This window comes from Pseudomonas sp. FSL W7-0098 (assembly GCF_005930585.1).
In the GTDB taxonomy this organism is placed as follows: Bacteria; Pseudomonadota; Gammaproteobacteria; order Pseudomonadales; family Pseudomonadaceae; genus Aquipseudomonas; species Aquipseudomonas bubulae.
Genome location: NZ_RXHW01000002.1, coordinates 423,030 through 435,015, shown reverse-complemented (window position 1 = coordinate 435,015; position 11,986 = coordinate 423,030). Strand labels below are relative to the sequence as shown.

8 protein-coding genes and 3 tRNA genes are annotated in these 11,986 nt (G+C 54.7%); 9 read left to right on the top strand and 2 right to left on the bottom strand.

What is annotated here, in order from left to right; translation table 11 throughout:
- Nucleotides 1–44 precede the first annotated feature (44 nt).
- Both FHL07_RS05020 and FHL07_RS05015 read left to right on the top strand, forming a co-directional pair.
- Nucleotides 45–2,636, top strand: coding sequence for a fimbria/pilus outer membrane usher protein (locus FHL07_RS05020; protein ID WP_095025561.1), 2,592 nt, complete (start codon nucleotides 45–47; stop codon nucleotides 2,634–2,636).
- A gap of 10 nt (nucleotides 2,637–2,646) precedes the next feature.
- The gene (locus FHL07_RS05015; RefSeq protein ID WP_095019393.1) at nucleotides 2,647–3,636 is read left to right on the top strand and encodes a fimbrial protein; all 990 of its coding nucleotides are present in this window, start codon (nucleotides 2,647–2,649) and stop codon (nucleotides 3,634–3,636) included.
- Nucleotides 3,637–3,814: 178 nt separating this feature from the next.
- Here the strand turns inward: FHL07_RS05015 and FHL07_RS05010 are convergent, their stop codons facing one another.
- Nucleotides 3,815–4,828, bottom strand: coding sequence for a DUF481 domain-containing protein (locus tag FHL07_RS05010; protein WP_095003350.1), 1,014 nt, complete (start codon nucleotides 4,826–4,828; stop codon nucleotides 3,815–3,817).
- A gap of 141 nt (nucleotides 4,829–4,969) precedes the next feature.
- On the opposite strand from FHL07_RS05010, the gene FHL07_RS05005 reads away from it, so the two are divergent.
- The 4 genes from FHL07_RS05005 (at nucleotide 4,970) to FHL07_RS04990 (ending at nucleotide 9,700) form a co-directional block, all read left to right on the top strand.
- On the top strand, nucleotides 4,970–5,323 hold the full coding sequence (locus FHL07_RS05005) for an MGMT family protein (RefSeq protein ID WP_095003349.1): 354 nt from the start codon (nucleotides 4,970–4,972) through the stop codon (nucleotides 5,321–5,323).
- 42 nt (nucleotides 5,324–5,365) lie between these two features.
- Nucleotides 5,366–6,910: an AmpG family muropeptide MFS transporter gene (locus tag FHL07_RS05000; protein ID WP_095003348.1), complete on the top strand. Its 1,545-nt coding sequence runs from the start codon at nucleotides 5,366–5,368 to the stop codon at nucleotides 6,908–6,910.
- 103 nt (nucleotides 6,911–7,013) lie between these two features.
- Nucleotides 7,014–8,729 (top strand): proline--tRNA ligase, encoded by a 1,716-nt coding sequence (locus tag FHL07_RS04995; RefSeq protein WP_095003347.1) that lies wholly within the window; start codon nucleotides 7,014–7,016, stop codon nucleotides 8,727–8,729.
- A 17-nt stretch (nucleotides 8,730–8,746) separates the two neighbouring features.
- The gene (locus tag FHL07_RS04990; RefSeq protein ID WP_095003346.1) at nucleotides 8,747–9,700 is read left to right on the top strand and encodes a hypothetical protein; all 954 of its coding nucleotides are present in this window, start codon (nucleotides 8,747–8,749) and stop codon (nucleotides 9,698–9,700) included.
- Nucleotides 9,701–9,813: 113 nt separating this feature from the next.
- Here FHL07_RS04990 and dinB read toward each other — a convergent pair whose 3' ends face one another.
- Nucleotides 9,814–10,875: a DNA polymerase IV gene (gene dinB, locus FHL07_RS04985; RefSeq protein ID WP_095003345.1), complete on the bottom strand. Its 1,062-nt coding sequence runs from the start codon at nucleotides 10,873–10,875 to the stop codon at nucleotides 9,814–9,816.
- Nucleotides 10,876–11,164: 289 nt separating this feature from the next.
- On the opposite strand from dinB, the gene FHL07_RS04980 reads away from it, so the two are divergent.
- The 3 genes from FHL07_RS04980 to FHL07_RS04970 all read left to right on the top strand — a co-directional run bounded on the left by FHL07_RS04980 (nucleotide 11,165) and on the right by FHL07_RS04970 (nucleotide 11,749).
- Nucleotides 11,165–11,241: transfer RNA gene (locus FHL07_RS04980), tRNA-Met, on the top strand.
- 193 nt (nucleotides 11,242–11,434) lie between these two features.
- A tRNA-Met gene (locus FHL07_RS04975) sits at nucleotides 11,435–11,511 on the top strand.
- Nucleotides 11,512–11,672: 161 nt separating this feature from the next.
- Nucleotides 11,673–11,749: transfer RNA gene (locus FHL07_RS04970), tRNA-Met, on the top strand.
- Nucleotides 11,750–11,986: the final 237 nt, after the last annotated feature.

The window sequence follows — 11,986 nt, the reverse complement described above, 5'->3', positions numbered from 1 at the left end:
CGATAGCGACTGAGTTTCACTGCAGTCGTATCGAGGTCGTTCGCATGCAAAAAGCCCCTTTCTACCAGGCCCTTAAATTCCAGGTGCGCCAGCGTGCGCCACTCTTGCACTGCACTCACCTGACTTTATTGATCAGCATACCCGCAACATTAGAACTCGCCTTCCAGCCCTCTTCAGCTTTTGCGCAGGAATACTTCAACCCCCACGCTCTGGAAATGGGTGATCCTGGACAAAAGCCCATCGACCTAGAGTACTTCGCCAACCAGGGCGGGCAACTACCAGGTCTATACAGTGTCGATATATATCTAAATGATAATCGGGTAGCCCATCGAGACGTAAACTTTGTGAGTATCGCTGGAACACTTCAACCCGAACTGACCTCACCTCAACTCCAGGAGATGGGGGTCAAGCTGGAAGCTTTCCCGGCCTTGCAGCAACTGCCCTCAACAAGCGCAATCAGTACATTGTCAGACTACATCCCCTATGCCAGCAGCCGGTTCGATTTCAAACTGCAGCGGCTGGATATCAGCATCCCCCAAGCCGCACTCACAAGCCAGGCTCATGGCTACGTGGATCCTCAGCTATGGGATCAAGGCCTTTCGGCTGCACTGTTGAACTATAGTTTCAGCGGCTCCAACACGCTCAATAATAATAGCAATAATCGCTCAAAGACAAACGACAGCTATTATTTAAATTTACGCAGTGGCCTGAACTTGGGCGCGTGGAGGCTGCGTAATTATTCTACGTATAATTCACGTAACGGAAATAACAACTGGCAGAACCTCGACACTTATGCGCAAAAGGATATTCAGTCACTAAAGGGGCAACTGACGTTGGGTGACAGCTCAACGCCCAGTGACGTTTTCAACAGTGTGCTATACCGCGGTATTCAATTAAATTCGGACGACAACATGTACCCTGACAGTCTGAAAGGGTTTGCACCCGTTGTTCGAGGCATTGCCCAGAGTAATGCCCAGGTCACCGTGCGACAAAATGGCTACATTATTTATCAAACCTATGTCTCGGCGGGTGCGTTCACAATCACTGACTTGTATCCCACGTCCTCCAGTGGTGACTTGGAAATTGCAATCACCGAAAGTGATGGCACCGTACGCCTTTCAACTCAATCATTTTCTGCGGTACCTGTAATGCTACGTGAAGGGCGCCTGAAGTATTCAGTGACTGCAGGACAATATCGTTCCAACGCCAGCGCAGCCAGCAAACCAAGTTTTATGCAAAGCACGCTGATTTACGGACTGCCCTATGACTACACCCTCTATGGTGGCTTACTGGCATCTGGAAAATATAATGCAACGACTGTTGGTATTGGCCATACGCTGGAAGGTTGGGGGGCGGTATCTGTGGATGCTACACAGGCACACGCCAAACTACGCAACGGGTCCAGCCATCAAGGGCAGTCTTACCGCTTCCTCTATTCAAAAACCATTAACACCACTGACACTACCTTTACGTTGGCCGGATATCGCTACTCCACCAGCGGCTACTACGACTTTCAGGAAGCCAACGAAATTGACCCCGACAACTTCAATAATTGGCGCGGAACCAGTACTAAACGCAGCAAGACGCAGCTCAGCATCAACCAATCTTTTGGAGACAAAGGAAACTTCTATCTTAATGGATACCAGCAAAGCTTCTGGCGTCAAAACAAATATGAACGCAGCCTGACGGCAGGTTATGACCTCAGTTACCGCAGCATCAACTACGGCTTGGCGTATACTTTCACCCAGACACCGCTTGATACTGGACGCAACAACAAAGATCAGCAACTTTCCTTCAAAGTTCAGTTCCCTTTGGGCAAGACACTCCCTAACAGTTGGGCCAGTTACAATTTCAACGCCAGCAAGCAAGGCAGCAGCGCTCATGACGTAGGCCTGAGCGGCACCGCACTGGCAGACAACAACCTGAGCTACAGTATTCAACAGCGGTACGCAAACCAAGGTGTCGGCAGTAGCGGTAATGCCAACGCAAACTACAAAGGCACTTATGGAGAAGCCAGGATTGGTTATAACTACGACACCCGATCACAGCAAGTCAATTACAACTTGCAAGGCGGTATTGTAGCCCACCCTTATGGTGTCACGCTTTCACAACAACATGGTGAAACCATGGCCTTGGTTCGGGCACCTGACGCAGCCGGTGCCAAAGTAAAGAATACTACCGGTGTAAAAACCGACTCGCGTGGTTATGCTGTCGTGCCCTATCTCAGTACATACCGAAAAAACCGGGTAGCGCTTGACACCGCAACACTCACTGACGACGTTGATATTGAGATCAATACCAAAACGGTGATTCCTACCAAAGGTGCGCTTGTATTGGCAGACTTTAAGACTCGTGTTGGCAAGCGTGTATTGATTTCTTTGAGTCACGGCGGCAAGCCCGTACCTTTTGGCGCTACCGCGACACTGCTGGAGAACTCAACTCATTCTAATAATGAGGGCGTTGTCGGCCTGGAGGGCGAGGTATACCTCAGCGGTGTGCCGCAGTCCGGAGCACTGCATGTAAAATGGGGGGATAAATCTGGCCAGCAATGCACGTCACACTTCATCTTGCCTGAGCTGCTTGTAGAGCAAAACGCCACCCCCGCCATCAGCTCCCTTTCAAGCATCTGTCAATAGGCGGAAAACCATGACTCTTGCCAAATATAAAGCCAGTGACCTTATCGTAAAACATAGAGGTCACGCTACTTTCGGATTGTTCATTCTTGCCTTTTCGAACATCGCCACAGCCAGTTGTTCTTTCTATAACGGGGCCACTTCAGAAATAAGAAAAGATATCAATTTTGGTTCTATCATTGTTCAGCGGGACAGTCCTGCTGGCACCGTATTGGCGACAATAAGCACCGGCCCATATCATAGTTCCTATCCCTTTTTCGGGTGCAACACGAGTTGGACATACCGCTGGACAAATGAAATATTTACTGTCCTGAGCCCCCTGGCAAACCGAATATACAACACCAATATTGACGGGGTCGGGATAAGTACAAATAATGAATCAAACACTTACATCGTACCGTACGACGAACCCCTAGGCGCCAACAATTATATTTCAATCCCCCGCGGTATGCGTGTAAGACTTATCAAAACAAAGGCGGGTGCCGTAGGAGCAGGAACTCTTACCACCGGAAGAATTGCCAGAGCGTCCATTGTTGGAAACTTCTATACCGCCAACATCACATTAGTGGGCGTTAATACTATTGTTCCCGTTGCCTGCTCCGTCACCAGCGCTTCCATCAACGTTCCGATGGGCGATGGAATACCGATGAGCACTTTTACTGGGCCCGGTAGCGTCGCCGCCGAAACACCATTCGCCATAGAGCTAAATTGCGATGCAAACACTCGTGTACAGGTCAAACTGGACGGCAGCCCCCATGCGTCTGCCGTCGAGGGTGTATTGGCGCTGAACTCCACCCCTTCCGGGACCATGGCCAAGGGCATAGGTTTACAATTACTTCACAACAGTACGCCTGTAAAGCTGGCGACTAATATTACCGTAGGGACCGTCACGAACGACGGCAACTACTCAATCCCACTGACGGCCCGGTATTATCAGACCGGCGCAAGCGTAAGTGGTGGCGTGGCAAACAGCACGGCAACATTTACCCTGACCTACAACTGATACCTTAAGTCGATGGTTGCATCTAGATATCAGGTCAGAACCTTAGTTTTTGAGGGAGAGCCCTGCCTCTAATGAGGCAGGCATTGGTGAATTTCAACATCCTTGGAATTCAAACGGGTGTTTTCTGATTCCCCACAAGATCCAAGCCCGCCCTCTCAAGTCATGCCGTACGGTTTTACTACCAGACCACGCCAAACCCTACGGTATAGCGGGTCTTGTTGAGGGCGTTATCAGAGCCACTCGAGCTGCCAATCAGGTCTTTCTCGGCCTTTAGATTCAGCGATGCCCATTCCGTGACCTTGTAACGCAAGCCGATTTCGGAATCGAGACTGTAGTCCGACTCCCCTTCCAGCGACTTGCCCAATTCACCATTGGTGAAAAACGAGACTGTTTTGCCCATCAGGTAACGGTTGTAATCCCACTTCATGGCCAGCGAGTAGAAGTTGTCTTTCTTACCGTCAGAGTATTCGTAATCAGTGCGATTGAGCAGTGAGCCCAGCGAGAATGCGCCCAATTCGTCATCCCAGAACTGGTAGCCGGGGCCGGTACCGACTGTTCGCTGACGGGAAATGTCTTCCACCCGGTCGCGGTTATAGGTCAAACGACCTTGCCAGTACCACTTGTCGCTGATGAAGTAATCCAGCGCGTACTCAGCAGTCCAGTTATCCGTGGTTACCACATCGTTCTGAAACTCGCGGTTGTACTCACCCTCTGCGTGATGACGCCAGGCGCCGTGGCGGGCAGTGGTCTTGAAATCGAGATCGTAGTCGTCGGTATCCTTGTCCGCCCGTTTGTAGTCCATCGCCACATCGACATTGCCTTTCCAGACCATGTCTTCGACCAGCGGTTTGGGCTTGATGAGTTGCTGGATACTGGCCAGAGCTACGGTTTTCGGTGCTTCACCGTTGACCAGGGTTACGCTGCCGTCTTCGGCCGCCTGCAATGACTTGGCCTTTTCACCGGTCCAGGCATCCTGCTTGACCAGCAATTCCTGATCACTTTCCAGGGTCTTGACCTGCTTCCAGTCAATGGGCACGGCCCCCGCATACTCGGTCTGAATCAGTAATTTACCGCCATCAAAGACTTTGATCTTGCCGCTCAGGCGGTCGCCGTTTTTCAACCACACCGTATCGGCAAACACGGGCGCAGCAAGGCACATGACAACAAGGCATAACAGGGTTCTGGACAACATAAGCGGATGCGAAACTCAGAAAAACGGAAGAATGCCGGCATTATCCGGATGGATACGCCCTTGAGGAAGAAAGACCGACTCATTGTGCCGGAGTTCATTCTATAGTTCTGTAACAACCCCCATCTTGACCAGAAGTGTCCCTTGAATACACTGCCAGACATTCTTCAAACTCCCGCCGAGATTCGGCGCACGGCGCTGTATTCAACCTTGATGATGGTGCCTGCAGGTTACGTGGTTACTTACGGGCAACTCGCCGAAGCGGCGGGTCTGGGTCGCGCAGCGCGCTGGGTTGGGCGAACGCTCAGCCAGCTCCCCGACGATACACGCCTGCCGTGGCACCGGGTGCTCGCCGCCGGTGGTCGTATCAGTCTGCCTGCAGGTAGCCCGTCTGGTGATGAACAGCGCGCGCGTTTGCGGGCAGAAGGCTTGAGCATCATGAATAATCGCGTGGATATGCGACGCCATGGCTGGCGCCAGATAGAGCACTGCGGTTAGAGTGCGCCCTTTGTTTCCGCAACCAGAGGCAGACTCCAGTCCATGCCCCGTAAAACCTGGCGCGAAGCGCTAGCTGCGTATTCCAGCCCCTCGACCCTAGTGCTGTTGCTGCTCGGTTTTGCCGCCGGCTTGCCGTACATGCTGGTGTTTTCAACCCTTTCCGTCTGGTTGCGCGAAGCCGGTGTGGCCCGCGAAACCATTGGCTATGCCAGCCTGATCGGGCTGGCATACGCCTTCAAATGGGTGTGGTCGCCGCTGCTGGACCAATGGCGCCTGCCATTACTCGGCAAACTTGGCCGGCGTCGCTCATGGCTGGTGCTGTCACAGTCACTGGTTATCCTGGGCCTGATCGGCATGGGCTTTTGTGACCCGCAAAAACATCTGTCCTGGCTGATTGCCATTGCGGTTGTAGTGTCTTTCGCTTCGGCGACCCAGGACATTGCCGTCGATGCCTATCGCCTGGAAATCGCCGAAGACAACCGGCAGGCCGCGCTCGCCGCCAGTTACATGTCCGGTTATCGCGTAGCGGCCCTGCTGGCCACGGCGGGCGCCCTGTTCTTTGCCGAAGGCTTCGGTTCGACGGGCTTCAACTACAAACATTCGGCCTGGACCGGCACCTACGTGCTGTTCGGCCTGCTGATGGTCCCCGCACTGCTCACCACCCTGTTTATGCGCGAACCGCCGGTACCGTTGCGCACCCAGCTGTCGGCCGGGCGCTACAGCTTTGGCCATCAGCTGGCGTCAGTTTTTGTACTGATCGTACTGCTGGTATCTGTCCCGGCCATGTTCACCCAGCTCTACAACACCGATTTTGCTGGCGTGTTGTTTGAAGGGGTCAGCCCGCTAAACCTGATACTGGAAGACCGGGCGTTTCTACGCGCCATCCTGTACACCCTGCTCACCGTGTTGTGCCTTTCATCCATCGGACGACGCGGCCTGGCTCCGGTTCTGACCCCGGTTAATGACTTTATCGTTCGGTATCGCTGGCAAGCCCTGCTACTGCTGGGGTTGATTGCCACCTACCGCATGTCGGACACGGTCATGGGCGTAATGGCCAACGTGTTCTATATCGACCAGGGTTTTACCAAGGATCAGATTGCAGGTGTCAGCAAGATTTTCGGCCTGATCATGACCCTTGTCGGTGCGGGCATGGGCGGCTTGTTGATCGTGCGTTTCGGCATTTTGCCAATTCTGTTGATCGGTGGTGCAGCATCGGCAGGCACCAACCTGCTGTTCATGTTGCTGGCCGATATGGGCCCGAACCTGCAGATGCTGATTGTCACCATTTCCCTCGACAACTTCAGCTCCGGCCTCGCCACCTCAGCATTCGTCGCCTACCTGTCCAGTCTGACCAACCTCAAATTCTCCGCCACCCAGTACGCCCTGCTCAGCTCGATCATGCTGCTGCTACCGCGCTTGATGGGCGGTTACTCGGGGGTCATGGTCGAGAAGTTCGGTTATCACAACTTCTTTATCATTACCGCGGTGATGGGCATCCCGACGCTGCTGCTGATTGCCTTGCACTGGTATCAGGAGAGCCGCCGGGCCCGGCAAAAGCCCGTTGTCGACCTGGAAAAGGCCCAATAAACACGAGGGGGAGCACACCTCCCCCGCCCGCCCTGTACGCAGGCAGATCTCGCCCGTACAATGCCGAGTCATTTCTAGTCATCAGCAACGGCACCGGCTAACCATGCGCACCAGTCAATATTTGCTCGCCACACAGAAAGAAACGCCTTCAGATGCGGTCGTTATCAGCCATCAGCTGATGCTGCGCGCAGGCATGATTCGCAAACTTGCTTCGGGCCTCTACACCTGGCTGCCCATGGGCCTGCGGATCATGCGCAAGGCCGAAGCCATTGTTCGCGAAGAAATGAACGCTGCAGGCGCTCTGGAAGTGCTGATGCCGAGTATCCAGCCAGCTGAGTTGTGGCAGGAGTCCGGCCGTTGGGAAGAGTACGGCCCTGAACTGTTGCGCCTTAAAGACCGCCACGGTCGCGAGTTCTGCGTGGGCCCGACCCACGAAGAAGTGATCACCGACCTGTGCCGCAACGAGTTGAACAGCTACAAACAGCTGCCAATCAACCTGTACCAGATCCAGACCAAATTCCGTGACGAAATCCGCCCGCGCTTCGGCTTGATGCGCGGCCGCGAATTCATCATGAAGGACGCCTACTCCTTCCACGCAGACACCGCTTCGCTGCAGGTCACCTATGACCGTATGCACCAGGCCTACTGCAACGTGTTCACCCGCCTGGGCCTGAACTTCCGCCCAGTTGAAGCCGACAACGGCTCCATCGGCGGTGCCGGCTCCCACGAGTTCCACGTTCTGGCTGAATCCGGCGAAGACGATATCGTGTTCAGCAATGGTTCCGACTACGCGGCCAACATCGAAAAAGCCGAAGCCGTACCCGCCGAAACTTCGCGCCCTGCTGCCACCCAGGAGCTGCGCCTGGTCGACACACCGGATGCCAAGACCATCGCGCAATTGGTTGATGGCTATGACCTGCCAATCGAGAAAACCGTCAAGACCCTGATCGTTCACGCCGCCGAAGCTGGCAAACTGATCGCTCTGGTGATCCGTGGCGATCACGAACTCAACGAAATCAAGGCTGCCAACCATCCGCTGGTGCACAGCCCGCTGGTCATGGCCTCGGATGCCGAACTGCGTGACGCCATCGGCGCCGGCGCTGGCTCTCTGGGCCCGCTGAACCTGCCACTGCCATGCATCATTGATCGCTCGGTCGAGCTGATGAGCGACTTCGGTGTGGGTGCCAATATCGACGACAAACACTATTTCGGCGTGAACTGGGAGCGCGACCTGCCAGTACCGACCGTTGCCGACCTGCGCAACGTGGTGGCCGGCGACCCTAGCCCGGACGGCAAAGGCACGCTGGAAATCAAGCGCGGTATCGAAGTGGGTCACATCTTCCAGCTGGGCACCAAGTACAGCGAAGCCATGAAGTGCCAGGTACTGGGCGAAAACGGCAAGCCGGTCACCCTGGCCATGGGCTGCTACGGCATTGGTGTTTCCCGCGTGGTTGCCGCAGCCATCGAGCAGAACAACGACGAGCGTGGCATTATCTGGAGCGATGCCCTGGCCCCGTTCCAGGTTGCCCTGGTACCGCTGCGCTACGAAACCGAAGCCGTACGTGAAGCTACCGACACGCTCTATGCCGAACTGACTGCAGCTGGCTTTGAAGTGCTGCTGGACGATCGCGACAAGAAAACCAGCCCCGGCATCAAGTTCGCAGACATGGAACTGATCGGCATCCCGCACCGGATCGTGGTCAGCGACCGTGGCCTGGCTGAAGGCAATCTGGAATACAAGAGCCGCACCGAAGCAGAGCCGCAAGCCCTGCCCGTTGCTGATGTGCTTGCCTTCCTTCAGGCCCGTATCGCTCGCTGAAACCAGATAGAGACGCCATGTTCACTCGAAACACCTTGACCCTCGGGGGCGCCGCCATGTGCGGCGCCCTGCTGCTGAGCGGCTGTGCCAATCACATGTCGCAACGCAGCGAGCACGAGGAACGCATCGAGCGCAAACTGCTCGCCCACAGCCTGCAGATCGATGTCGGCTCGCCAACTGTGCTTGAGCTGCCGCAACGTCGTGTGCGCATCAATGAACAGAAGACCTTCGAGGTCACCGAGTTCGATGTCACACGTCATTACGACCGCTACACCCCATACCAACCCTGGCGCGAAGTCTACGAGATTCCGCTGGGCGCGGTGGCTATTGTCGCCGGGGTAGGTGCCAATGTGCTTAATGTGTTCATGTTCGGGCAACTGCCTGACAGCGTGACCAAAGACTGGATCAACTACGGCTTTGCAGGGGTAAACCCGGCGATGAACGTGCAGTCCCATGGCCGCGCCGAGCAGAACCTGGCGGGGATTGATGATGTTCAGCGTGACAAGCGCCTGGAATATTCAAGCCTGCCCTGGGCCGAACGCCCGGTGGTGATCAAGGCTGGCAAACAGACCCACGAGCTGACCACAGACCGCAATGGCGTGCTGCGCCTCAACCTGCTGGACAGCCCTTTTGCCGAACAGGATCTCAATCACGTCGGCAAGCTGACCATCATGGTGGAAGACGCCCAGGACGAAACCCATTCCGATTCGACCCTGTCGATCAGCAGTCACCTGCGTGGCAAGCTGCTCGAAGCACATAACCTGATCTACGACGACCTGGAGGGTGACGACGTCAACCAATGGGTACATCGGGTCAAACGCCTGTCGGAACTGGGGCTGGAAGAAGAAGCCAGCGAACTGGAACAAAGCCTGATAGAACTCACGCGCAACGATCCTGAGCTGCAACGTGAATTTCTTCAATCCTTGACCAAAAATGCCGGGAGACTGGTAGCGGATCCCGGCGTCAGTTGACGCAACTCTGACATGTGGGAGCGGGCTTGCTCGCGATGATATCGCTGCGGTTTTCCTGACAGACCGCACGCCAGCATCGCGAGCAAGCCCGCTCCCCCAACCAGCAAACCAGCCTACCCCTTGAACAGCTCCAGCTGCTCAAAACCACTGTTCAAATCATGCAAACGCACGCCCAGCCCGAGCAATCGCACGGGCCTGGCACCGCGCGCAAACGCCTGGCTCAACAACCCCTGATAACTCTCAAGGTCGCGCCCGGCACCGGACTGCTCCAGCGTGGTCTGGGTAAAGTCATGGAACTTCACTTTGACAAACGGCTTGCCGGGGCGATAACTGCTGTCGATACGGCCAATACGCCGGTTCAGGGTCTCTAGCAACTCCGGGAGTTTCTCCAGGCAAGAGGCCAGATCTGGCAGGTCAGTATCGTAAGTGTTTTCCACGCTGACTGACTGACGCCGACTGTCACTTTGCACCGGACGCTCATCAATCCCCTGCGCCAACCCCCACAACCGCTCACCAAAACTGCCGAATTCCCGCACCAGAGCCAGTTTGTTCCAATCACGCAGTTGCAGGCAGGTTTCGATACCCAGGCGCCCAAGCTTGTCCGCCGTGACTTTGCCCACGCCATGCAGCTTATTGACCGGCAAGGCAGACACGAAATCATCAACCTGATCAGGGGTGATCACGAACAAGCCGTTGGGCTTGCGCCAGTCACTGGCAATTTTGGCCAGAAACTTGTTGGGGGCTACCCCGGCCGACACCGTGATATGCAACTGATTGGAAACGCGCCGGCGGATGTCCTGAGCTATGCGCGTGGCACTGCCGGCAAAATGCGGGCTGTCGGATACATCCAGATAGGCTTCATCCAGAGACAGCGGCTCAATCAGCTCGGTGTAGTCGCGCAAGATGCCGTGAATCTCTCTGGACGCTTCTTTATAAGCATCCATCCTGCCGTTGACGATAACCAGGTCCGGGCACAGCTTGAGCGCATGCCGGGACGCCATTGCCGAGCGCACGCCATAAGCCCGAGCTTCATAATTACAGGTCGAGATGACCCCGCGCCGATCAGCCGAGCCCCCGACAGCCATCGGCTTGTTTGCCAGGCTCGGGTCATCACGCATCTCAATAGCGGCATAGAAACAGTCACAGTCGACGTGGATGATTTTGCGCTGCGTCATGTAAGGCGGTGTTCTTCAAGGAGGTAGGCAATACTCGGCGCAAGTATGTCACCGCAAACTGTATATAGCACCAGTAGTCTTGATTCTCCCCGACAGACGCGGGAAAAATCGCAGCTGAATTGTTTTTTTCAATCGAATCTCTACCCTCAATAGAGCTACACCCCATACGGAACAGGGCCTGCAGGTCTTTTTATAGCTGTATTTTCTAGCTAAGCAATTGACGCATAACGAATTTTTCTAAATTAACGTTTGACAGCCCAGCGTATCGCTGTAGAATCCACCCCACAGACGCGGGATGGAGCAGTCTGGTAGCTCGTCGGGCTCATAACCCGAAGGTCGTCGGTTCAAATCCGGCTCCCGCAACCAAACATCGAAAAAGGCTACTCGAAAGAGTGGCCTTTTTTGTGCGCGTGTGTTTTGTGCTGCCACCCACCCCGTAGCAGCTGCTACGGACCGAACTGCCCATATCCAAAATCAATGCCAGCTTTGATCTTATTTAACTCATTTATACATTAAAGGTTGACTCCCCCGCCCATCACTGTAAAGTGCGCCCCACAGACGCGGGATGGAGCAGTCTGGTAGCTCGTCGGGCTCATAACCCGAAGGTCGTCGGTTCAAATCCGGCTCCCGCAACCAAACATTAAAAGGCTGCTCGAAAGAGTGGCCTTTTTTGTGCCCGGGTGTTTTTACCCTCCTCCTGCCAAATGCAGAGAATGGATTAAAACCGGGTATTTCAAGCGGTTACGTGATTTAAGGGTTGACACCTTAACGATTCGCTGTAGAATCCACCACACAGACGCGGGATGGAGCAGTCTGGTAGCTCGTCGGGCTCATAACCCGAAGGTCGTCGGTTCAAATCCGGCTCCCGCAACCAAACATCAAAAAAGGCTACTCGAAAGAGTGGCCTTTTTTGTGCGCGCTCGAAAAGTCAGGGGCAAGCGTTTATTGACATTAAACGTCATATTTCTGAAAGTCCGTTCATCTATGCTGTCCGCCAACAATTACCCTTTTTTCTCAGACCAATCCTGAACCTCAGGCAAACGGCTGAACACATTTAGAAATATTTTGACCAAAAGGATTGGTAACTTGAGCCTATGCCTCCATCCTATCG

Excerpts from the sequence above, each read along its gene's own strand:
- FHL07_RS05020 (WP_095025561.1), top strand. The coding sequence starts at position 45 with ATGCAAAAAGCCCCTTTCTACCAGGCCCTTAAATTCCAGGTGCGCCAG.
- FHL07_RS05000 (WP_095003348.1), top strand. The coding sequence starts at position 5,366 with ATGCCCCGTAAAACCTGGCGCGAAGCGCTAGCTGCGTATTCCAGCCCC.
- FHL07_RS04990 (WP_095003346.1), top strand. The coding sequence starts at position 8,747 with ATGTTCACTCGAAACACCTTGACCCTCGGGGGCGCCGCCATGTGCGGC.
- FHL07_RS04995 (WP_095003347.1), top strand. The coding sequence starts at position 7,014 with ATGCGCACCAGTCAATATTTGCTCGCCACACAGAAAGAAACGCCTTCA.
- FHL07_RS05015 (WP_095019393.1), top strand. The coding sequence starts at position 2,647 with ATGACTCTTGCCAAATATAAAGCCAGTGACCTTATCGTAAAACATAGA.
- dinB (WP_095003345.1), bottom strand. The coding sequence starts at position 10,875 with ATGACGCAGCGCAAAATCATCCACGTCGACTGTGACTGTTTCTATGCC.
- FHL07_RS05010 (WP_095003350.1), bottom strand. The coding sequence starts at position 4,828 with ATGTTGTCCAGAACCCTGTTATGCCTTGTTGTCATGTGCCTTGCTGCG.